Annotated in this window: 21 protein-coding genes; 13 read left to right on the top strand and 8 right to left on the bottom strand. The window is 67.1% G+C overall.

The window, feature by feature from the left end:
- Positions 1 to 9 precede the first annotated feature (9 nt).
- The 7 genes from ACYU8W_RS02075 to ACYU8W_RS02045 all read left to right on the top strand — a co-directional run bounded on the left by ACYU8W_RS02075 (position 10) and on the right by ACYU8W_RS02045 (position 6,339).
- On the top strand, positions 10 to 1,158 hold the full coding sequence (locus ACYU8W_RS02075) for an acyl-CoA dehydrogenase family protein (protein WP_499466230.1): 1,149 nt from the start codon (positions 10 to 12) through the stop codon (positions 1,156 to 1,158).
- A gap of 26 nt (positions 1,159 to 1,184) precedes the next feature.
- Positions 1,185 to 1,949 carry an SDR family NAD(P)-dependent oxidoreductase gene (locus ACYU8W_RS02070; protein ID WP_499466228.1) on the top strand — a complete coding sequence of 255 codons (765 nt, stop codon included), beginning with the start codon at positions 1,185 to 1,187 and terminating at the stop codon, positions 1,947 to 1,949.
- Positions 1,950 to 2,157: 208 nt separating this feature from the next.
- A complete protein-coding gene (locus ACYU8W_RS02065) occupies positions 2,158 to 2,472 on the top strand; it encodes a GIY-YIG nuclease family protein (protein WP_499466226.1) in 315 nt (104 codons plus the stop codon).
- Positions 2,473 to 3,066: 594 nt separating this feature from the next.
- Entirely contained in the window at positions 3,067 to 4,122 is a 1,056-nt protein-coding gene (locus tag ACYU8W_RS02060) for a threonine aldolase family protein (protein ID WP_499466225.1), read from the top strand.
- Positions 4,123 to 4,234: 112 nt separating this feature from the next.
- Positions 4,235 to 4,987: a polysaccharide deacetylase family protein gene (locus ACYU8W_RS02055; protein ID WP_499466223.1), complete on the top strand. Its 753-nt coding sequence runs from the start codon at positions 4,235 to 4,237 to the stop codon at positions 4,985 to 4,987.
- 42 nt (positions 4,988 to 5,029) lie between these two features.
- On the top strand, positions 5,030 to 5,515 hold the full coding sequence (locus ACYU8W_RS02050) for a hypothetical protein (RefSeq protein WP_499466221.1): 486 nt from the start codon (positions 5,030 to 5,032) through the stop codon (positions 5,513 to 5,515).
- Positions 5,512 to 6,339, top strand: a complete 828-nt coding sequence (locus tag ACYU8W_RS02045) for an HTTM domain-containing protein (RefSeq protein ID WP_499466219.1) — start codon at positions 5,512 to 5,514, stop codon at positions 6,337 to 6,339. Before ACYU8W_RS02050 ends, ACYU8W_RS02045 begins: the two co-directional genes overlap by 4 nt.
- On the opposite strand, the gene ACYU8W_RS02040 is transcribed toward ACYU8W_RS02045, so the two are convergent.
- From ACYU8W_RS02040 to ACYU8W_RS02025, 4 genes are all read right to left on the bottom strand, one after another.
- Positions 6,329 to 8,881 carry a multicopper oxidase domain-containing protein gene (locus ACYU8W_RS02040; RefSeq protein ID WP_499466217.1) on the bottom strand — a complete coding sequence of 851 codons (2,553 nt, stop codon included), beginning with the start codon at positions 8,879 to 8,881 and terminating at the stop codon, positions 6,329 to 6,331. The genes ACYU8W_RS02045 and ACYU8W_RS02040 overlap by 11 nt on opposite strands.
- A gap of 64 nt (positions 8,882 to 8,945) precedes the next feature.
- A complete protein-coding gene (locus tag ACYU8W_RS02035; protein WP_499466215.1) occupies positions 8,946 to 9,386 on the bottom strand; it encodes a hemerythrin domain-containing protein in 441 nt (146 codons plus the stop codon).
- 63 nt (positions 9,387 to 9,449) lie between these two features.
- A complete protein-coding gene (locus ACYU8W_RS02030) occupies positions 9,450 to 10,229 on the bottom strand; it encodes an SGNH/GDSL hydrolase family protein (protein WP_499466213.1) in 780 nt (259 codons plus the stop codon).
- Entirely contained in the window at positions 10,226 to 10,900 is a 675-nt protein-coding gene (locus tag ACYU8W_RS02025; protein ID WP_499466211.1) for a uracil-DNA glycosylase, read from the bottom strand. The genes ACYU8W_RS02030 and ACYU8W_RS02025 overlap by 4 nt, the downstream gene beginning before the upstream one ends.
- A gap of 66 nt (positions 10,901 to 10,966) precedes the next feature.
- On the opposite strand from ACYU8W_RS02025, the gene htpX reads away from it, so the two are divergent.
- The 5 genes from htpX to ACYU8W_RS02000 all read left to right on the top strand — a co-directional run bounded on the left by htpX (position 10,967) and on the right by ACYU8W_RS02000 (position 18,424).
- A complete protein-coding gene (gene htpX, locus ACYU8W_RS02020) occupies positions 10,967 to 11,830 on the top strand; it encodes a zinc metalloprotease HtpX (RefSeq protein WP_141929231.1) in 864 nt (287 codons plus the stop codon).
- 164 nt (positions 11,831 to 11,994) lie between these two features.
- Positions 11,995 to 14,220 (top strand): bifunctional metallophosphatase/5'-nucleotidase, encoded by a 2,226-nt coding sequence (locus ACYU8W_RS02015; RefSeq protein ID WP_499466209.1) that lies wholly within the window; start codon positions 11,995 to 11,997, stop codon positions 14,218 to 14,220.
- Positions 14,221 to 14,347: 127 nt separating this feature from the next.
- A complete protein-coding gene (locus tag ACYU8W_RS02010; protein ID WP_499466207.1) occupies positions 14,348 to 15,154 on the top strand; it encodes a TrmH family RNA methyltransferase in 807 nt (268 codons plus the stop codon).
- A 34-nt stretch (positions 15,155 to 15,188) separates the two neighbouring features.
- On the top strand, positions 15,189 to 17,672 hold the full coding sequence (gene pepN, locus ACYU8W_RS02005; RefSeq protein ID WP_499466205.1) for an aminopeptidase N: 2,484 nt from the start codon (positions 15,189 to 15,191) through the stop codon (positions 17,670 to 17,672).
- The gene (locus tag ACYU8W_RS02000) at positions 17,669 to 18,424 is read left to right on the top strand and encodes a serine hydrolase (RefSeq protein WP_141929228.1); all 756 of its coding nucleotides are present in this window, start codon (positions 17,669 to 17,671) and stop codon (positions 18,422 to 18,424) included. The genes pepN and ACYU8W_RS02000 overlap by 4 nt, the downstream gene beginning before the upstream one ends.
- A gap of 52 nt (positions 18,425 to 18,476) precedes the next feature.
- On the opposite strand, the gene ACYU8W_RS01995 is transcribed toward ACYU8W_RS02000, so the two are convergent.
- From ACYU8W_RS01995 to ACYU8W_RS01980, 4 genes are all read right to left on the bottom strand, one after another.
- Positions 18,477 to 18,929 (bottom strand): MaoC family dehydratase, encoded by a 453-nt coding sequence (locus ACYU8W_RS01995; RefSeq protein WP_499466203.1) that lies wholly within the window; start codon positions 18,927 to 18,929, stop codon positions 18,477 to 18,479.
- Between the two features lie 3 nt (positions 18,930 to 18,932).
- The gene (gene fabG, locus ACYU8W_RS01990) at positions 18,933 to 19,688 is read right to left on the bottom strand and encodes a 3-oxoacyl-ACP reductase FabG (RefSeq protein WP_499466201.1); all 756 of its coding nucleotides are present in this window, start codon (positions 19,686 to 19,688) and stop codon (positions 18,933 to 18,935) included.
- Positions 19,689 to 19,828: 140 nt separating this feature from the next.
- Positions 19,829 to 20,089, bottom strand: coding sequence for a WGxxGxxG-CTERM domain-containing protein (locus ACYU8W_RS01985; protein WP_499466199.1), 261 nt, complete (start codon positions 20,087 to 20,089; stop codon positions 19,829 to 19,831).
- 332 nt (positions 20,090 to 20,421) lie between these two features.
- Positions 20,422 to 21,567, bottom strand: coding sequence for an acyl-CoA dehydrogenase family protein (locus ACYU8W_RS01980; protein ID WP_129624557.1), 1,146 nt, complete (start codon positions 21,565 to 21,567; stop codon positions 20,422 to 20,424).
- A 146-nt stretch (positions 21,568 to 21,713) separates the two neighbouring features.
- Between ACYU8W_RS01980 and ACYU8W_RS01975 the strand changes: the two genes are divergently transcribed.
- The gene (locus ACYU8W_RS01975; RefSeq protein WP_499466197.1) at positions 21,714 to 22,295 is read left to right on the top strand and encodes a TetR/AcrR family transcriptional regulator; all 582 of its coding nucleotides are present in this window, start codon (positions 21,714 to 21,716) and stop codon (positions 22,293 to 22,295) included.
- Positions 22,296 to 22,316 lie beyond the last annotated feature (21 nt).

Here is a 22,316-nt window from a genome sequence, read left to right as displayed (position 1 = left end):
CTTGCCGTCATGCCCGTTGAACGCCTGCTGCCGACCGATGAGGCGGCAGATCTGCTCGACCTCACCCGCGAACTCGCCGATAGGGAGGTCCTGCCACGTGCATCAGGGGACGAGGCGACGGCCACCCCGCCGCGGGACGTGTTCCGTGTGCTCGGCCGCGCCGGGCTGTTGTCGTTGCCCTACCCGGAGGAGTTCGGCGGCGCCGACCAGCCGTACGAGGTCTACCTGCAGGTGGTCGAGGAGATCGCACAGCGTTGGATGGCGGTGGCTGTCGGCGTCAGCGTGCACTGCCTCACCGCGTACCCGGTGGCCGAGTTCGGCACTCGCGAACAACAGGAGGCCCTCCTGCCGGGGATGCTCGGCGGGGAACAACTTGGCGCCTACGGCCTGTCGGAGCGGGAGTTCGGCTCCGACATCGCGCACATGCGCACACGTGCCGTCCAGGAGGGTGAGGACTGGCGGATCAAGGGAACCAAGGCGTGGATCTCCCATGCTGCTCACGCCGACTACTACACGACGTTCGCACGCACGGACGACACCGCGGGCAAGGGTCTGTCCTGCTTCGTCGTGCCCGCCGATGCCGACGGACTGAGCTTCGGTGCACCGGAGAAGAAGATGGGTCTGCACGGTGACCCGGTGGCGGAGGTCGTCTACGACGACGTGCCGGTCGGTGCTGACGCGCTGATCGGTGAGCGTGGTCAGGGGATGGCAATCGCGCTCAGCGCACTGGATGCCGGTCGTCTCGGAATCGCCGCGGCAGCAACGGGATTGGCGCAGTCGGCGCTCGACCACTCCGTGGCGTACGCGAAGGAGCGTCAGCAGTTCGGCCGCGCGATCGCCGACAACCAGGGGTTGGCGTTCATGCTGGCCGACATGGACGCCGCGGTCGGTGCGGCCCGCGCGACCTACCTGCACGCCGCGCGCCTGAAGGACGCCGGCCGCCCGTTCGGCAAGGCGGCCGCGGTGGCGAAGCTGGTCGCCACGGACGCCGCCATGAAGGTGACGACCGACGCCGTCCAGGTGCTCGGCGGCGCCGGCTACACCCAGGACTTCCCGGTTGAGCGGTTCTTCCGCGAGGCCAAGGTGACCCAGATCTTCGAGGGCACCAACCAGATCCAGCGCCTGGTGATCTCGCGTCACCTGCTCGCTTCACTGTGAATTCGATTTCGAGACAAGGACTTCCCATGAAGATCACCGACACGACCGTTGCCTTGATCACCGGTGGTGGCTCCGGCCTCGGCGAAGCGACCGCGCGCCGTCTGAACGCCGAGGGCGCCGCTGTGGTCCTGGCCGACCTGGCGTCGTCAAAGGCGCAGAGCCTGGCCGACGAGTTGGGCGACCGTGTCCATTTCGTCGCGGCCGATGTGCGTGACGAGGCCCAGGTGCAAACCGCGGTTGACGCAGCCAGGGAACTCGGTGATTTGCGCATCGTGGTCAACTGCGCCGGCGTCGCGACCCCGGGGCGCATCGTGGGCAAGCGCGGCGTGCACGACCTGGAGCAGTTCCGTACCGTTGTCGAGATCAACCTGATCGGCACGTTCAACGTGCTCCGGCTGGCTGCGGCGGCGATGACCGAGAACGAGCCGGTCGAGGGTGACCGTGGAGTGGTTGTCATGACCGCGTCTGTCGCTGCATTCGACGGTCAGGTCGGACAGGCTGCGTACGCCAGCTCCAAGGGCGGCGTCGTCGGTCTCACGCTGACGGCAGCACGAGACCTGGCGGACAGGGGAATCCGAGTCATGACGATCGCCCCGGGCACCTTCGAGACCCCGATGCTGGCCGGCCTCCCGAACGACGTGAAGAGCGTCCTCGAGGCTCAGGTGCCACACCCCTCGCGGCTCGGCCGCCCGGAGGAGTACGCGCAGCTCGTCGACTCCATCGTCGCCAACCCGATGCTCAACGGCGAGGTCATCCGCCTCGACGGCGCCCTCCGCATGCCCCCCCGCTGACATTCCGTTCGCCTGAGAGGCCGTGTCACTCACCGGGTTTCGGCGCGCGGAACCTCCTTCGTCGGTTCCGCCTGCGCCGAAACCGCTGGCCCTGAACGGAAACCTGGCCACAGCGCCTGCCTCCACAGACGGCCACGGACGTGGCGTTTCATCCACACGGTCCCGCCTCGACCTCGACGTCATCGGGTGCCCGACTGAGCGTGGACCCATGCCATACGTCTACCTGCTCGAATGCTGCGACGGCTCCTACTACTGCGGCAGCACCTGGGACCTCGAACGCCGCCTCTGGGAACACAATCACGAACCCACCGGCGCGATGTACACGAGGCGACGTCGTCCGGTGAAGCTCGTCTGGTTCGCCGAGATGGAGCGCATCGACGACGCTTACTTTGCTGAGAAGCAGATTCAGGGTTGGGGTCGGGCCAAGCGTCAGGCGTTGATCGACGGACGCCGCGATCTGCTGCCTGCCCTGTCCGCCAAGGGCTACCGCTGCGAAGCGCAACCGAGGCAGTCGTCCGGCTGAGTAGCCGTCGCATCTCACCGGGTTTCGGCGCGTACGCCTTCGTTCCTNCGTCCGGCTGAGTAGCCGTCGCATCTCACCGGGTTTCGGCGCGTACGCCTTCGTTCCTCAGGCGTTCGGCTCAACCAGCGATGGTGGCTGGTCTTTTCGCTGGTTGAGCCAGGCGTCCGGCTGAGTAGCCGTCGCATCTCTCCGGGTTTCGGCGCGTACGCCTTCGTTCCTCAGGCGTTCGGCTCAACCAGCGATGGTGGCTGGTCTTTTCGCTGGTTGAGCCAGACAGTCGTCCGGCTGAGTAGCCGTCGCATCTCTCCGGGTTTCGGCGCGTACGCCTTCGTTCCTCAGGCGTTCGGCTCAACCAGCGATGGTGGCTGGTCTTTTCGCTGGTTGAGCCAGGCGTCCGACGGAGGAGGATGCCTGCGTCGAAACCTCTGGCGCGTGCGAAGTGGCTGGTACGGCCGCCGCCGGCGGAGTGCTTCGTCGGGATGGCCCGGCGTGGACGCGCTGGTTCCTCAGGCGTGCGTTTCAGCGGAGACCGTGAACAGCGGGACCACGGGGGGAGACCAGAGCCGCACGAAGGGGGCTGAGAGGATTGTGGGTGTGACTGAACTCGATGTGCTGCACGACCCGACCGACCGCGGATTCGCCAGTGACAACTACTCCGGCATCCACCCCGAGGTGCTCGCCGCGATCGTCCGGGCGAACGGTGGACACCAGACCGCGTACGGCGACGACGTCTACACCGCCCGTCTGCAGGAGACCTTCAAAGGGCACTTCGGCGACAAGGCCGAGGCCTACCCGGTCTTCAACGGAACGGGAGCGAATGTCGTTGCGTTGCAGGCGGTCACGCAGCGGTGGGAGTCGGTGATCTGCACCGCGACAGCGCACATCCACGTCGACGAGTGCGCAGCGCCCGAGCGGATGGGCGGACTGAAGCTGATGACCGTGCCGACCCCGGACGGCAAGCTCACCCCCGAACTCATCGACACGGTCGGGGTGCGCAAGGACGACGAGCATCACGCGCAGTCGAAGGTCGTCTCGATCACCCAGTCCACCGAACTCGGCACGGTCTACACGGTCGAGGAGATCGCCCACATCGCCGAGCGCGTCCACGCGAACGGCTGGGTGCTGCACGTCGACGGTTCTCGCCTGTCGAACGCGGCAGCGAGCCTCGCGGTCACCTTCAAGGAGATGATCACCGACACCGGCGTCGACATCGTGTCGTTCGGCGGCACCAAGAACGGACTCATGGTCGGCGAAGCGGTGCTGGTGCTCAACCCCGAGGTCGTCACCGGGATGAAGTACCTGCGCAAGCAGTCGATGCAGTTGGCGTCCAAGATGCGCTTCGTCAGTACTCAACTCGAGGCGCTGCTGACCGACGAGTTGTACCTGCGCAACGCCGGCCACGCCAACACGATGGCCACCCGGCTGGCTGAAGCGGTACGCGACATCGACGGCGTCATCCTGCCCCGCCCGGTGCAGGCGAACGCGGTCTTCGCGATCCTGCCGAAGTCGGTGTCGCAGAAGCTGATGGAAGACTTCCACTTCTACTTCTGGGACGAGGGTGTCGGGGAAGTGCGGTGGATGTGTTCCTGGGACACCACCGAGCAGGACATCGACGAGTTCGCCGCTGCCATTCGCGCAGCGATGTCCTGACCGGCCGCCCCACCGACCTCCAGCGACGGGCCGCCGCCGGCATTCGCGTGGCGCGATCGTCGCAGCGTCGCCATAATCGTGAACAATGGGGGAAACAAGGGGTTCTTTTTCGGTGAGCCGACGGCGGGCGCTACTCATGTCCGGTGGGGTTGCTGCGGCCAGTTTGTCCACCGGCGCGAGCGCAGCCTTCGCCATCGACGAACACGAGCGCACGCACCGTGAGCCGTCGTACCGGCTATCGCCGCCGTCGCCGCGCACCGGCGAATTCCGGGCGGACGTCGTCTGGCGCAGCTCGAACCCCGGCATCGCGCTCACCTTCGACGACGGTCCCGACCCGCGCTACACACCCGCGATTCTGGACAACCTCGCCGAGAACAGTTGCAGAGCAACGTTTTTCGTCCTGCTCGATCACGTGAACAAGCATCCGGAACTGACCCGTCGCATTGCGCGGGAAGGTCACGAGCTCGCCGTGCACGGCGCCGACCATCGCGACATGGCTCAGTTGACGCCCGATGAACTGGCCGGCTCCATGCAGCGCACCAAGCAGGCGATCACCGAACTCACCGGGTACACGCCGGTGCTCATGCGTCCGCCGTACGGCCGGTTCGACGCGCCGGTGCTGCACGCGGCGACGATGCAACGGCTGCGGATGGTGCTGTGGTCCGACTACCTGCCCGGGCGCAAGTCGGCAGCCGCAGCCGAACGACTCGAAGCCGAACTGTCCGACGGTGCGATCGTGCTCTGCCACGACGGACGCGGCACGGCGACCCAGGAGGTTGTTCTGGCCCTGGAGGACTTCGTACCGAAGTGTGTCGCAAGGGGATTGGCGCTGCGGACGGTCAGTGACCTGCTCGCCGATGCCTGACCTGTCGGTGTCGTCGCGCCCGCTGCTGGCATGCTGACGGACGTGCCCGAGCAGACCGATTCGCCGACCCGAACGGTCGGATTGTGGGCTCGCGTCGCCGCGATGCTCGTACTGGTGGTCGCCCTCGTCCTTGGCTCCGCAGTCGGCAACGACCGGTGGTGGCCGATGGGCCCGATGGTGATGTTCGCGTTCGGGGTGAACCCGGACGGGCAGGTGCGCTCACTCGGCATCGAGGCCGACACCGTCGACGGACGCAGGGTCGTCGTGCCGTTGGGTGCCGGCGGAATCGGCTTGGAACGAGCCGAGATCGAGGGTCAGGAGACCCGCATCCTCGCCGAGCCCAAGCGCCTGCAGGCCGTCGCGGTCGCGGCGTCCCGGTCGTTGTCGAACCCGCCGGGGTACCGGGTGATCTACCTCGTCGACACGGTGCAACAACTGCGTGGCGGCGCGGCCCACGGCAAGCCGCAGCGGGTGGTGCTGGCCACCTGGCAGGTCGTCGACCCCCACGACCCGAAGGATCTCTCGTGAACTGGGCCTTCCCGCAGGTGCCCACCGAACGCATCATCTGGATGCGGCGGCTGGTGTATCTCGTGGTGCTGCTCGACATCTTCTGGCTGACGGCGTTCCCGATCGGCCACGGGAACATCCCCGCCGACCTCTACCAGCCGCTGCCCATCCGCGATCTGTTGCACCTGCCGCAACCGAACGCGGTGTATGTCCGCGTACTGCAGATCGCGATCGCGGTCGGGGCCGTCCTCGGTCTGCTCGGGATCAAACCCAAGATCGCCGGATGGGTCGTCGCCTTCGGGATGCTCGACTGGCTCAGCAATGCCTACTCCTACGCCAAGATCAACCACGACCACCTCGCGTTGCTGGTCGCCCTGTTCGTGCTCCCGCTCGCCGCCGGACAGATCACCGACGCGCGAGATGCGTTGCAGCGCAACGGGTGGACGGTCCGGATGATCCAGATCTCGGTCGCAGCGACTTATTTCCTCGCGGCCGTCGCGAAAGTGAAGGAAGCAGGCTGGGGTTGGGCGAGTTCGGCGGTACTCGTCTGGGCGATCACCCGGCGCGGGTCATTCATCGCCGAGCCGCTCACCAGCGTCCCCCAGGTCACCTATGTCTTCCAGTGGATCTCGCTGATCGCCGAGTTCCTCGCGCCGCTGATGCTGGTGCTGCGCGGTCGTCCGCTGTACGCGTACGTCGCATTCTGGTTCGTCTTCCACGCCAGCACGTTCGCGCTGCTGAGCATCCACTTCATCCCGACGGTGGTCTGCCTGTTCGCCTTCCTGCCCTTGGAACGGCTGCGCCTCGGGCGTCGTTCGGCGCCGGTGGCTGCTGCTACCGGCTGACCCGCAGGATGCCGTGAGCACCGCGTTCGGCGTCCACCATCACGTGTGACACGAACGGGTAGTTGCCGGCCTCCGGCAGCGTGAGTTCGACGAACCCTCCCTGCGCCGCCGCCAGCGCGAGCGACTGCGCACCGCCCGGTCCGCCGTTCAGCAGGTCGTTGCCCTCGAAGTACACCCGGTCGTACTGGCCGCCGACCACATGGAAGGACGTGCCCCGGTTCGGACCCGCATTCAGCACCCAGATCCGGACCCGTTCGCCCACCTTCGCGGTCAACGGCCGGTGGTCGTACTGGCTGGCAATTCCGTTGAAGGTCGCCAGATCCGGCTTCTCGGCGGAGACCGCATCACCGTCGACCTCGGCGACCTTCGATCGGCCGTCGCCGTTCACGTACGCCTCCGATTGCACGAGCAGGTACTCCCGATCGACCGTCGGCAGGTCCGGCGGGTCGATGATCACTGCACCGTGCATGCCGGCCGCGATGTGCATCGACATAGGCATGGTCGAGCAGTGATACATCCAGATGCCGGCGCGCGTCGCGGTGAACCGGTACACCAGCGACTGACCAGGCGCGATCGTCCGCATGGGCCGGTCCGGTGCCAGCGAGCCCGCGTGGAAGTCGATGGAGTGACCCATCGACCCCTGGTTGACCAAGGTGATCTCGAAGGTGTCACCGATCCTGCCGCGCAGCGTCGGGCCGGGGACGGTGCCGCCGAACGTCCAGCGCTTCTGCTTGATGCCGGGTGCGACCTCCATCTCCTGTTCGAGGATCGGCAATCGCAGCCTGTGCACCTTCGTGCTCGGTGCGGGAGGAAGGGAAGCGTCCACGACGGACCTCGGGGCCCGGTCGTCCGGGCGCAACGGTTGCTCCGCATTTGCCGGGACAGGTGAATGGGCCTGAACCGCAGGCTTTCCGGTGACGACGACGTCGAACACCATCCCCATCCGTCGGTGCCCGAGGACGCTGCACCAACCCTGGGTGCTCGCGCCGACGACACCGACGTCCAGCGTCTGGCTCTGACCCGGACGCAGCCGGTCGGTGGCCTTGCCGTTCGTGAACGTCAGGTCGTGCGAGTTCTTGGTGTCCCGATTGGTCAGCACGACGACCAGGCGGTTGCCTGACGGCACCTGCACCGCTTTCGGCATGAAATGCATGTCGTGCGCGGTCACCTGCACCGTCGTCGTCCGGCCGGTCGAAACCACGGACGACGGCGAAAGGGCTTGGTCGGGCGTGCCGCCGAGGATCACCGGGTTGAGTGCGATGCCTGCGACGACGGCCACCGCAAGTGCGAGGGCGGCGGACAGCGCCTGGACGATACGCGAGCCGGACAGCGCAGCCGGCGGCTCGGTCGGGGCACCACCCGCGAGCGCGATCCTGGTGCGGACCATCGACCGAATCGCCCTGAACATCAACGGGATGAATGCAGCGAGGGCAAGCAGGACGACGACCGACAGCACGACACGGACGGCGCTGGGGACCGGCAGCACGCACAGCAGCAACCCACCGTTGATCAGCACCAGCCGCGCGGTCGACCACTTCTCGAACACCGAACGTCCGGCGGCCAGGACGCGAGGTCCGCCGCCGACGACGCTCGGGATCAGGTACGACAGCGCACCGGTGACCAGCTGCAGCGCGAACCCGACGACCACCATCGAGGCGACCCGGCCGTAGGACGCGGAGATCTCGACGAGTGGGTCACGCGCCACCCGCACCAGCAGAGTGACGGCAGCGGCGACGAGCCAGAGCACCCCGGCGCCGGTCGACCACGCGGCGAACTCCCGCCGCTGCTTGGCGCCGCGGAAGGCGCGGACCAGCGGTACCGCCCAGGCAACGACGCAGAGCACGTAGCCGAACAGCCCGGCGAGCAGCGTGGGCCGGTTGTCGCGCAACGCGCCGGTGACCGTGGTCGCCAGGAAGATCGCGAAGAAGGGGAGAGCGCGGATCGAGTAGGCCTCCGCTTTCTCATCGATCCGGGTACGCAGGATGGTTGGCCCCAGCGTGACGAGCGTGCCCAGTACGGTGAACCCGAGCCAGCCGAGCACCATCGTCATGGAGTGCGCGACCAGCAGTTCGGCGTGAGTCTGTTCCTCGGGTCCACGGGCCAGCAGCACACCGAGTGTCGCCCCGACCGGGACGCACGCGGCGGCGAGCAGGTAGTAGCGGATCGTGATCCGGAAGCGGCCGGGCAGCGCGGCGCGCAACCGACGTCCGAGCTGCACGGCGTGCCAGCAGATGGCGCCGACGACCAGGCACGCCCCGGTGACGACCAGCCACCACCAGAGGGTGGGGACGCCGACCGTGATCGAGCTGACACCCGCGAAGAGCATGGCCAGGCGCAGCGTCTGGTGCTTGCGCGGATCGATGGACTCCGGCGACTTCAGCAAGGCCTGCGTGAAGTGCGTGCTCCACACCATCGCCGAGTGGGTAACCGCGCCTAGCATCACCAGATGCACCATGAGCCAACGGGATTCGGGGATGAAGCGGTGGTTGACGGCAACGACGAACGCGAGGATCAGCCAGACCACCGACGGGCGATCGCGCATCGCCCAGCGGCCGCGCGACCCCGCGCTGGGGCGTCCTGATGTGACAGACCGTGACGTCATCTCGTCACACCGCGGCCGGCGGCGTCAGCGCGTCGACCTCGTCCCACTCCGGGCCGGCGAACGCGATCGCCGCGGCCGGGAAGAGACCGTTCTCCTCCCGATTGATGTGTTCTCGCAGAGCGATCTCGAACGCGTGCATCTCGTCGTGGGCGCCGGCGCGGATGCGCTTGAGTTGCGCGTCCAGGCTGTCGTGCTCGGCACATAGGTGCTCGATGTGCTCGGTGAAGTCCTCGTCGCGGGCCAGCACGGTGAAGACGCCGGCCTCCTCGGCTTCGGTGTGCGGGAACAGCAGTCCGGCGAGCAGGTCGGCCGAGCGCTCGATGCCGTGGCGGTCGGCGGCTTCGACGGCCCGGCGCAACTCGCCGTTCGCGTTGACGATGGCCACATGTTCATCCATGAACCGGCCGATGATCGTGATCGACTCACACCCGCAATACGTACACATCGTGCTCTCGACGGTACGCCTGCTTCGCCGGTCGACCCAGGGACCAAGGTCCCCGCCGGGGACTCAGTCGAGCGGCGTGATCGTCGGGCGTTTGGGCTGAACCTCGTCGCCGGAGCTGCGCCCCTGCAGGCGCCGCTGCACCCATGGCGCCGCGTACTCCTTGGCCCAGGCGGCGTGACCCGCGATCGACTCGCGACGGCCGAGTGGGGGAGCGGGGTCGAGCGGGACCGCCCAATCACGTTCACCGGCGTGTTGGCTGAGTGCCCAATACGCCTGTGCGGCAATGCGTTCGTGGCCCAGGCTGGACAGGTGGATGCGGTCGATGCCCCACATGCGGGCGTCGCGTAGGGAACGAAGCCCCCACTGGTCGATCACGTACGCGCCCTGTCGTTGGGCGATGCCCCAGATGTTCGCGTTGTGCGATCCCATGCGTCCGGCGAGGCGGCGCAGCACCGCCGCGCCCTTCGGATTGGCCATCGTGCACATCAGGACGTCGGCTCCGGTCGATCGGATGCGTTCGACGGCTGCTTCGAGTTCGTCGGCGATGCGGTCGAGGTCGGTCTTCGGGCGCAGGATGTCGTTGCCACCGCCCACGATCGACACGAGGTCGGGTTCGAGTGCGAGCGCCGCCTCCAACTGCGGACCCGCGACGTCGGCGAGCAACCGGCCACGCACGGCGAGGTTGGCGTACCCGAACGGTCGCCCCTCGGCGCGGGCATCGGATGCCAACTGCGCGGCGAGCCGATCGGCCCAACCGACGTAGGCGCCGGGGTCGTCCGGGTGCTCATCGACCATGCCCTCGGTGAAGCTGTCGCCGATCGCGACGTAGCGCTGCCAACTCACGGGAGACTCCAATCGATCGGTTCGGCACCCTGGCGCTGCAGCAGCTCGTTGCACCGGCTGAACGGTTTCGACCCGAAGAATCCCGATCGGGCCGACAGCGGGGACGGGTGGGCGCTCTCGACGTACGGCACCTCACCCAGATGCGGTGCGAGGTTGCGGGCGTCGCGGCCCCACAGGATCGCGACCAGCGGTCCGCCGCGCTCCACCAGTCCGCTGATCGCGGCGGCGGTCACGGTCTCCCAACCCTTGCCGCGGTGACTCGCGGGCGTGCCCGGTCGCACGGTCAGCACCCGGTTGAGCAGCAGCACCCCGCGCTCGCTCCACGGCGACAGGTCACCGGTCGAGGGCCTGGGCACCCCGAGATCGGACCCCAGCTCGGTGTAGATGTTCATCAGGCTGCGCGGGATCGGGCGGACGTCCGGCGCCACCGAGAACGACAAGCCGACGGCGTGCCCGGGGGTCGGATACGGGTCCTGGCCGACGATCAGTACGCGCACCTCGTCCATCGGCCCGGAGAAAGCACGCAGCACGTTCTCCGACGCCGGAAGGTATCCGCGGCCGGCGGCGAGTTCGGCACGCAGGAACTCCCCGCACGCAGTGAGCGCGTCGGCCGCCGGGGTGAGGCTGGGCACCCAGCTGGGGTGGACGAGTTCGGCCAACGGCTTGGGCATGAGCACAAACCTACGACGGTGAACGGGGTATGGAACACGCGCACCGTCCGCGACGTTCATCCAGATGTGCACAAGCATTACAACGGCCTGAAGACGGCCCTGCTCTTCGGCGCCATCTGGGCGCTGCTGCTGGGTGTCGGATCGCTCATCGGTGGCGGCAAGTTCATCTGGGTGTTCGCGCTGATCGGCGTGGCGACGACGTTCTACGGCTACTGGAACAGCGACAAGCTGGCCCTGCGCGCGATGCAGGCCTACCCGGTGAGCGAGATCCAGGCGCCGCAGATGTACCGCATCGTCCGCGAACTCTCCAATGCCGCAGGCAAGCCGATGCCGCGGTTGTACATCTCTCCCACGCAGGCACCGAACGCGTTCGCGACCGGCCGCAACCCCAAGAATGCAGCGGTCTGCTGCACCGAGGGCATCCTGGAACTGCTGGACGAGCGTGAACTGCGAGCGGTGCTCGGGCATGAACTGATGCACGTCTACAACCGCGACATCCTGACCTCGTCCATCGCGGCGGCGCTCGCCGGAATCGTCACCTCCGTGGCACAGATGATGATGTTCGCGGGCGCGCTGGGTGGCAGCGACGAGAACCGTCCGAACCCCATCGCGATGCTGCTGATGGCCTTCCTCGCGCCGTTCGCGGCGATGATCATCCAGTTCTCGATCAGCCGCACTCGCGAGTACGACGCGGACGAGGACGGCTCCCGACTCACCGGCGACCCGCTCGCGCTCGCGTCCGCGCTCGCGAAGCTGGAACACGGAGTTGCCCGCGCCCCGTTGGCCCCGACCCCGAAGGTCGTCAACGCCAGCCACATGATGATCGCGAACCCGTTCCGGGCGCAGGACGTGTCCCGACTGATGTCGACCCACCCCTCGACCGCCGACCGCATCGCCCGACTGCAGGCGATGGCGCAGCGAGGTCTGTGAGTCGCACGTTCGGGGTGAACTCTCGAAGGACGTTCGTATAACGCTGTGTCACAACAGTCGACGTGGCGGGCAGTGAGGTGCAGACTGACCCTCGAGCCGAAGTCGGTCCGTGCTGGAGATGGCCGTGCAGCGGCGCATCCCCGAACCGTCAAGGAGCTCCTTCCATGCAGTCAGCCCGCCTGCTCGGTGCTGCCGCGACCGTCGCGCTCGCCGCGTCGTTCGCCGCATCGCCCTCGGCCCTCGCCGCCACGAACGTCGGCGACGGCCCGATCAGCCCAAATCTCACCAAGATCAGCCTGCTCAACACCAACGACTTCCACGGTCACTTCACCAAGGACTTCGCCTGCACTGTCACCACAGCGCAGAACGAACTCGGGGCGACGTTCCTGTCGGCCGGTGACAACGTCGGCGGTACGCCGTTCGCGTCCGCTTCGCAGAACGACGTGCCGGCGATCGACTACCTGAACGCGCTCGACCTGAAGGCGTCGGCCGTCGGAAACCACGAGTTCGACAAGGGCTTCGCCGACCTCACCGGACGCGTCCAGGCGCGTGCGAACTGGACCTACCTCGCAGCGAACGTCTACCGCGCGGGCACCACCACCCCGGCGCTGCCGGCGTACAAGGTGATCGATGTGAACGGCGTGAAGGTGGGCGTCGTCGGCGCGGTCACCTCCGACGTCCCGTCGCTGGTCGCCGGCGACGGCATCAGCGGTCTCACCTTCGGCGACCCGGTCGCTGCCGTGAACCGCACCGCAGCACAGCTCAAGGACGGAGACGCCTCCAACGGTGAGGCGGACGTCGTCGTCGCCGAGTACCACGAGGGCGCCGCCGGGGGCGGGGACGCCACCCTCGCCTCGCAGACTGCGCGGGGTGGAATCTTCGCCAAGATCGTGAACGGGACCGCTGCGAGCGTGGACGCGATCTTCACCGGTCACACCCACCAGATCTACGCCTGGGACGCACCCGCTCCCGGTGGCGGCACGCGCCCGGTCATCCAGACCGACTACTACGCCTCCCACCTCGGTGTGCTGCAACTCGGTTATGACCCGACCACCAAGAAGGTCACCCAGTACTCCGTGACCAACCGCGAGGTCACCGCGCCCACTGCGGCCTGTGAGGCCGACGCTCGTTACCGGTCCGCCGCCACGATCGTCGACAACGCCAATGCGCGCGCCGATGTCATCGGCAAGCAGCCGGTCGGCAAGATCACCGCCGACATCACCACGGCCCTCAAGCCGGACGGCAGCCGCGACGACCGCTTGCGCGAGTCGACCCTGTCGAACCTCATTGCCCAGTCGTACGTCGACTCGATCAACAAGCCGGGTCGCCCCGGCGGTGTCGAGATCGGTGTGATGAACCCCGGCGGCGTGCGTGCCGACCTGAAGTACGGCACCGACGGCACGATTACCTATGCCGATGTCGCGGCGATCATGCCGTTCAACAACACGGTGCAGACCATCGAGGTCACCGGCGCGCAGTTCAAGCAGGTGCTGGAGCAGCAGTGGCAGCCCGAGGGCAGTTCGCGTGCGTTCCTCAAGCTCGGACTGAGCAAGAACGTCACCTACACCTACGACCCGAGCGCGGCCGCCGGTTCGCGGATCACCTCGGTCACTGTCGACGGGCAGCCCCTCGACATGGGCAAGACCTACACGGTCGCGTCCAACTCCTTCCTGGTCGGCGGTGGTGACAACTTCACCGCGTTCGAGGCGGCAGACGCGACGCGTAAGGACTCCGGCCTGATCGACCAGTCGCTGTTCGTCGAATGGTTCAAGGACCACAACCCCGCAAGCCCCTCGTTCGCCAAGAACGGTGTGGCCGTCGAAAACCAGCCGAAGGCGGTCACCCAGGGTGAAGAGGTCACGTTCACGGTGTCCGGGCTCGACATGACCAGCGCGGGTGCCCCGACCACGACCGAGGTCGAGGTCTTCCTGGGCACCCAGTCGCTCGGCACTTTCCCGGTGCAGAAGGTGCTGACCACGGCGCCCCCGTTCCCCACGCGTAACGAGACCGCGACGATCACTGTCAAGATCCCGGCCGACGCGATGACCGGAGCACAGCAGCTCTTCGTCAAGGCCGCGCAGACCGGCACGACCGTCACCATGCCGGTCACCGTGGTGGCCGCGGACCAGCCGAGCCCGACGTCGACCCCGACGGCTTCGCCCACCGGCACCGAGTCGCCGACGGCTTCGCCGACCGGTACGCCGACCAGCACGCCGACCAGCACGCCGACCAGCACGCCGACCAGCACTGTGACCGGCCCGCCCGTCGTGACCGACGGTGACCAGAGCGGCGGATCGTCATCGAGCAACGGCGGTCTGTTCGCCGGTGCCGGTGCGCTGTTCGCGATGCTCCTCGCCGGAGCCTGGGTGCTCGGACGTCGCCTGAGCTGACTACGCCCGTAGTCCAGGGAACCGGTCGTAGCAGCGACCGCTTCCCGAGGACGTCGAAACGGACGCCGTCGTGGCTCGACCACGGCGGCGTCCGTGCGTCCACAGCGGTTGTGGATACCGTGACCGGGTGAGCGCGCCGACCCGGATCCACACCCGAAATGCGACCTTCCAGCAGTGGCAGGCGTTGCTGACCAACCGCACCAAGCGGCATCGTCAGGCCCAGTTCCTGGTACACGGGGTGCGGCCGATCACGCTCGCGATCGATGGCGGCTGGGAGTTGCTCGCGCTCATCCGCCCGAACGACGGGCACCGGTCGAAGTGGGCGGCGCGGGTGTGGGACGAGGCGTCCTGTCAGCGGGTCGAGATGCCCGCCGACATGGTGCGCGAACTCGGTGACCGTGCCGACACCGCACCGGAACTCGTCGCGGTGGTCGCAATGCCGCCGGACGATCTCGACCGACTCCGCGCACCCGATCCGCTGCTCGTCGTGTTCGACCGGCCGACGCAACCAGGCAACATCGGCACCCTGCAACGGTCGATGGACGCCTTCGGTGCGACCGGTCTGATCGTCACCGGGCACGCCACCGACCCGTACGACCCGAAGGCGGTGCGTGCGTCCACGGGTTCGTGCTTCAACATCCCGACCGTCCGGCTCGATTCGGCCGACGTGGTTCTGAACTGGATTGCCGGACAGCCCGATTCATGGCGAGTGCTGGCCACGGACGAGGGCGGCGAGCAGGATCTGCGCGCGGTCGACCTCACCGGACCGACGCTGCTGGTCGTGGGCAACGAGACCCGCGGCATCAGCCACGCTTGGCGCGAGGCGTGCGATCAGGTGGTCAGCATCCCGATGGTCGGAGGCGCGAGTTCGTTGAACGCAGCAGTCGCCGGTTCGATCGTGCTGCACGAGGCTCTGCGACAGCGGCTGGCCTGAGAGCGAGCATCGGGTCGCCTGGCAGAGTGGGCGTATGCCCATCCTGTTGCAGACCGAAGCGGTCGAACGCGCCCGGCTGATCGCCGGCATCTCCTACATCGTTGACCTCGACCTCACGCTCGGTGACACCGAGTTCGGGTCTCGCACAGTCGTCCGCTTCTCATGCAGCGAACCAGGCGCGTCCACGTTCATCGATCTCAAGGCAGTGTCGGTCGAGTCGATCACGCTGAACGGCAACGATATTCACCCATCCGCGATCTCGGACGGCCGGCTCACCCTCACCCAGCTGCAGCATGCCAACGAACTCTCGGTCACCGCTCGCATGGCCTATACCCGCGACGGTCAGGGTCTGCACCGTGCGGTCGACCCGGCGGACGAGAAGGCGTACGTGTACGGGATGTCGTTCCTGGACGCGGCACCGCAGATCTTTCCCTGCTTCGACCAACCCGACCTGAAGGCCGCCTACGACCTGACGGTCACCGCGCCGCAGGACTGGGTGGTCGCCGGTAACAGCGCCGCGAAGCAGACATCCCCTGGTCGCTGGGAGTTCGAGACGTCCAAGCCTTTGGCGACGTACTTCTTCACGATCTGCGCCGGACCCTACGAGACGGTGCGTGATGAGCACCGCGGCATTCCGCTCGCGTTGCACGCCCGAGCCTCGCTCGGGCAGGACCTGCGTCGTCATGCCCCGCAGATGCTGGATGTGACCAAGCAGGGGCTGGACTACTTCGAGGACCTCTTCGGCATCGACTACCCGTGGGGCGAGTACCACCAGTTCTTCGTGCCCGAGTTCAATGCCGGCGCGATGGAGAACCCCGGCTGCGTGACCTTCCGCGACCAGTACATCTTCCGCGGTTCTGTCGGTCGCGCCGAGGTCATGCAACGCAGCAACACGATCCTGCACGAGATGGCACACATGTGGTTCGGCGACCTGGTGAGCATGAAGTGGTGGGACGATCTGTGGCTCAACGAGTCGTTCGCCGAGTACATGGCGCACCGAGCATGCTCCGCGGCAACGGAATTCGACGACGCCTGGGTCGATTTCGGGATCAGTCGCAAGAACTGGGGCTACGCCGCCGACCGTGCGCCGTCCACCCATCCCATCGCCGGCAACGCTGCGGACGACACCGACTCCGCGCTCACCAATTTCGACGGCATCTCCTACGCGAAGGGGTGCTCTGCATTGCGTCAGCTCGCGCTGTATGTCGGTGACGACGCATTCGTCGGGGGAGTGCGCGACTACCTGCGTGATCACTCCTACGGCAACGCGACGCTGGCCGACTTCCTGGACGCGATCAGCGCGCACACCGATGTCGATCTGGACGCGTGGTCCAAGGGTTGGCTCGAGACCGCCGGCACGGACGAGATCGCCGTCGTGGTCGACGGTGACCCGATCGGTGTGGTGGAGGCGGTGCGCACGACGCCCGAAGCGCACCCGGCGGACCGACCGCACATGCTCGACATCGCAGGTTTCTGCGGCGGTAAGGAGGTATGGCGCACACCGGTTTTCACCCTCGGTGCCACGTCAGGAGAGGAGACGCCGTTGACCGGGCTGGAGCGTCCGAAGCTGTTGGTGCCGAACGCCTCCGACCTCACCTGGACGATCCCGGTGTTCGACGACAACACCCTGGCCGCGATGCCGGACGAACTGCCGAAGGTCGAAGACCCGCAGGTGAGGCAGGTCGTCTGGGCCGGCCTGCTCAACGGCATGGCCCTGTCCACCGTCGACCCACAGACCGTGCTGGCGGTGTTCGAGGCGTCGTTCCCGACCGAGGAGAACGAGTCGTTGCGGCACTGGACGGCTCGTCTCGTGCGGCGCAGGCTCGGATACTTCCTGCCGGACGCAGAGAGGCAGGAGGCGACCGAGCGCATCGCGGTTGCAGCGACCGTCGCGCTGGGTGCGGCCGACGCGGAGCGCGCGGTCACTCCTGGTCGTCTGCTGGCAGCGACCTCGAGTGACGAGGGTCTGCTGCGCCGGTGGGTGGCTGCAGAGGACCTACCCGACGCATTCGCGGGCGACCTGGACGTGAGGTGGACCGCACTGACCCGTCTCGCCCAACTCGGCCGTGCGGACGATGCGGCGATCGACGAGTTCGCGGCGCAGGACCGCACGATGGCCGGTGAACAGAATGCGTTGCGGGCCAAGGCTGTTCGCCCGACTCCCGAGGCGAAGGAATGGGCATGGGCCCAGTTGGAGTCCAACGCCGCATTGTCGAACTACGAGGCACTCGCGATCGCAGAGACCATCTTCGTCGCGCCGTCGTCAGAACTGGTTCGTCCTCACGTCGAGCGCTACTTCCGCGTGCTGCCGAAGTTGGCCGACCGCCTCGGCGAGTTCGCCTCGCAGAAGATCGCGGCTGCCGCTTTCCCGGTCGGGGTCACCGAGCAGGCGACGTCGGACGCCGCGCAGGAAGCGTTGCGATCCGGGCGCATGACTGCAAACGTCCGACGAGCCATCGTCGACGGCACCGCCGAACTCGACGAGGCACTCGCCTCGCTGCAGCGGTTCGGTCGATGACGTCGAGGACCGAACACACGCTGCTCGTCGTCGACACGGACGGTCGCGAACTGCACCGCGTCGGTGACGTGGATGCGGTGCGTCCGATCGCGTCCGTCGGCAAGCTGCTGCTGCTCGCGCACGTCGCCGCCGAACTGGATGCCGAGCGGTTGGACGGGGCTGAACTGCTCGCCAAGGAATCCGTACTGCGAGTGGAGGACTCGGGCTTGTGGCAGCACCTCGATGCTGCCGCCCTGTCGGTACTGGACTGTTGCCGACTGGTCGCGGTGGTCAGCGACAACCTCGCCACGAACGTCCTGCTGGAGCGGGCGGGGCTCGACCGGGTGCGTGAGTTCGCCACCGGCCTCGACGTCACCCCGTACGAACTGCTCGACTTCATCCGTGACGAGCGTGGGCCGGACACGGCGCCGACCTTCGCCCTCGGCTCGGCTGCGTCGCTGGTCCGGTTCATGGGGTTGGTGCACCACGGTGTGGTGTCGGCGAGGGTGCGTGACTGGATGAAGCTGAACGTCGACCTCAGTCTGTCGGCCGGTGTGCTCGCGCTCGATCCGCTCGCCCACATCGACGACGAACCCGGTCTGCTGAACAAGACGGGTTCGGACGACGGAGTGCGGGTGGACCTCGGCTCGATCACCTCGAACGGACGCACCGTGCACTACTGCGCGATGGCTCACTGGCAGCCGGGGGAGCCGTTCACCCGGCGGATCGCCGGGGAGATGCGCTCGCTGGCGCAGCAGACGCTGCTCGCCTGAAGGACGAACAGCGGCCCCGCCGAAGCGGGACCGCCGTCGTGTTCGGCGAACGTCAGGGAACGATCACCGACAGCGTCTCCGCGACGCAGGCCGGCTTGTCCTGGCCCTCGATCTCGATGACGCACTTGGTCGTCACGGTGAAGCCCAGGGACGACGGTTCGACCGACACGATCTCGAAGCCGCCGCGCACCTTCGAACCCACCGGAACGGGGTTGGGGAAGCGCACCTTGTTCGAGCCGTAGTTGACGCCCATCTTCACGCCTTCGACCGTGTAGACCTCCCACGAGAGCATCGGCAACAGCGACAGCGTCATGTACCCGTGGACGATGGTGCCACCGAACGGTCCCGACTTCGCCTTCTCGACGTCGACGTGGATCCACTGGTGGTCACCGGTGGCCTCAGCGAACTGGTTGACCGCGTCTTGGGTGACTTCATGCCACTCGCTGTAGCCGAGGTGGTCGCCCACAGCGGCCTGGAGGTCTTCGATTCCGTTGAAAACACGCATGATTCAGTCCTTCGGTCCACCGGCGACGTACAGCACCTGGCCGCTGACGAAGCCCGCGTCCTCGCGGCAGAAGAACGACGCCGCAGCAGCGATGTCGTCCGGACGGCCCACGCGCGCCACCGGGATCTGGGTGGCCGCGGCCTTCTGGAACTCATCGAAGTCCATGCCGACGCGCTCGGCCGTGGCCGCGGTCATGTCGGTCACGATGAATCCCGGGGCGATGGCGTTGGCGGTGATGCCGAACTTGCCGAGTTCGATCGCGAGGGTCTTGGTGAAGCCCTGCAGACCGGCCTTGGCCGCCGCGTAGTTGGCCTGGCCGCGGTTGCCCAGTGCCGAGGTCGACGAGAGGTTCACCACGCGTCCGAACTTCGCCTCGGTCATGTACTTCTGGGTCGCGCGGGTCATCAGGAAGCTGCCGCGAAGGTGCACGTTCATGACGGTGTCCCAGTCGTCCGCGCTCATCTTGAACAGCAGGTTGTCGCGCAGCACGCCGGCGTTGTTGATCAGCGCGGTCGGCGCACCGAGTTCGGACGCGATGCGCTCGACGGCGGCGTTGACGGCCTCCTCGTTCGAGACATCGCAACCGACGGCGAGGGCCTCGCCGCCCGATTCCTTGATCTTGTCGACGACGTTCTGGCAGGCGGCCTCGTCGAGGTCGACCACGGCGACCTTGAAGCCGTCCGAGGCCAGGCGCTCGGCCACGGCTGCGCCGATTCCTCGGGCTGCTCCGGTCACGATCGCGGTGCGTGCTTCAGTCACTGCTGTTCCCTTCGTCGGATGCGCTCCTGGGTGGAGCCGAAAACATGTGATCAGTGTCTCTCATCGGGGCGTGACGAAGACGAAAGGTGCCGCGAACCGAGACGGTTCGCGGCACCTTTCGTCGAAGCGACCGGCTGGGATCAGCGCAGGTCGTTACGACGGTTGCCCGGCAGGTCGTTGCGACCGTCGTTGTCGAAGTCGGCGCGACCGTCACGCAGGTCGTTGCCCGCGCGGTTGTTGTCGTGCACGGTGCCCGGCGTGTTGGTGTGGGTGCCCGTGGTGTGCGTCGGACGCGTGTGCGTCTCGTGCACGTGCACGTGCTCGTGCTTCTTGCGCGGGATGAGACCGGCGAGACCGGCGAGACCGGCGAGACCCAGCAGCCCCCAGAACAGCAGCTGCACGACGACGAGGCCGGTCCTGTCGCTTGTTGCGCATGGGCCGCGCCTGCGGGATTCGCGGTGCGTGTTCAGCGACGGCGCCGTAGAAGGTCACGAAAGTAACTCTGTTTGAAAGTGGTTGAGGTGCAACGAAATTGATCGCTATTCGACCACTGCGGCTGTGCCGGTCCGCGTTTGCTCGGTGGTAGCAAACGAAGGTGGCCACCCCATCGGGTGGCCACCTTCGTAATGGTGGGCTCGCTCCTCAGAAACGCTGTCCAGCATCTTGGGTCGCGCTCGGCTCCGGCTGGCGGCTCCGCTCGTCCCTCGCGGCACCGCCAACCTCCGCCTCGCGCTCAGAGGCCGAGGTCGCGCCCGATGAGCTCCTTCATGATCTCGTTCGAGCCGGCCCAGATCTTCGTGACGCGCGCATCGCGCCAGGCGCGCGCCACGCGGTACTCGTTCATGAAGCCGTATCCACCGTGCAACTGGACGCACTCGTCCAGCACCTTGTTCTGCACCTCGGCGGAGAACCACTTGGCCTTCGCCGCGTCGATCGGGGTCAGCTTGCCCTCCGCATGCGCTGCGATGCAGTCGTCGACGTACGCCTCGGTGACCTCGATCTGGGTGACCAGCTCGGCGATCTTGAACTTGTTGTGCTGGAAGGAACCGATCGACTGTCCGAACGCCTTGCGCTCCTTGGTGTACTCGATCGTCTCCAGCAGAATCTGCTTGGCGTGCGCGGTGTTCGACACGGCAGCTCCGACGCGTTCCTGCGGCAGGCGCTGCATCATCGAGATGAAGCCCATGCCCTCCTCGCCGATGCGGTTGGCGTCGGGCACGCGGACGTTCTCGAAGAACAGCTCGGACGTGTCGGACTCGACCTGGCCGACCTTGTCCAGCTTGTTGCCCTTGGTGAAGCCGGGCATGTCGGCCTCGAGCATGAACAGCGTGATGCCCTTCGAACCCCTGCTCGGGTCGGTGCGGACGGCGACGATCGCGATGTCGCACTGGTGGCCGTTGGTGATGAAGGTCTTGGAGCCGTTGATGATCCAGTCGTCGCCGTCGCGAACACCGGTGGTCTTCAGTGCGGCGAGGTCGGAACCGCCGGAGGGCTCGGTCATGCCGATCGCGCAGATCAGGTCGCCGGCAGCCATTGCCGGCAACCACTTCTGCTTCTGCTCCTGCGTGCCCAGGTCGACCAGGTAGGGCGGGCAGACATCGGAGTGGATGCCGAAGCAGCTGGAGACGGCGGCATTGAAGGCGGCGATCTCCTCGGCGGCGACCGCATTGAATCGGTAGTCGTCCGCGCCGGCCCCGCCGAACTCCTCGGGGATGTCGAGGCCGAGCAGGCCCTGGCGGCCGGCTTCCTTCCAGATGTCCCGTGGAATCACCTTCTGCTCGAGCATCTCCTCGGCACGCGGCTTGAGGGTGCGGTCGACGAATTCGCGGACGGAGGCGCGGAAGGCCTCGTGGTCCTCGGTGTAGACGTTGCGGGGCATGGCGTACTTCCTTATACACAGGCGGCTCGGGAGCGCTGACTAAGCGCTTGCTTAGCGTCTCATTCCGGTGAATCCTCGTCAACGAGTGGGGCGCACCCTGTGCGACGAGCGCGTAGGGTTTGGCCGGCGACAAGGAGCTGCAGCGGATGACTGTCGACACGACGACAACGCGTGACCGGTTACTCGATGCTGCTCGGATCTCTTTTGCCCGCAAGGGATTTCACGGGACGACAACGCGTGACATCGCGTCCGCCGCCGGCTTGTCGCCGGCCGGCGTCTACGTACACCACCGCAGCAAAGAGGCGATGCTGTTCGAGATCAGTCGGGCCGGGCACGAACGGATCACCGATCGTGTGGAGACGGCAGCGGGTGCCGACGGCGACGCCCGGACGCGGCTGCGCGCGATCGTCCACGAACTCGTCCTCACCCACGCGATCGATCACGAGACGGCCCGCGTCGTGAACTACGAACTCGAAGCACTCACGCCCGAGCACCGCGAGGTCATCGAGCGTCTGCGCGGACGCATCCAGCACAGTCTGCGCCGCACCGTCCAGGACGGAGTCGACGCCGGTGTGTTCAGCATCGACCAGGTGGGTATGACCGCCAACGCGATCAGCGGGATGTGCGTGGACGTCGCGCGTTGGTACGAGGCGGACGCACGGTGGACGCCGGAGCGCATCGCCGACCATTTCGCCGAGATCGCCCTACGGATGGTCAGTTCGTCCTGACCGAAGTCAGTGCAGGAACAA

This window comes from Yimella radicis (assembly GCF_054778255.1).
The sequence above is the reverse complement of the archived record's forward strand: the minus strand, read 5'-3'. Positions and strand labels throughout refer to the sequence as shown.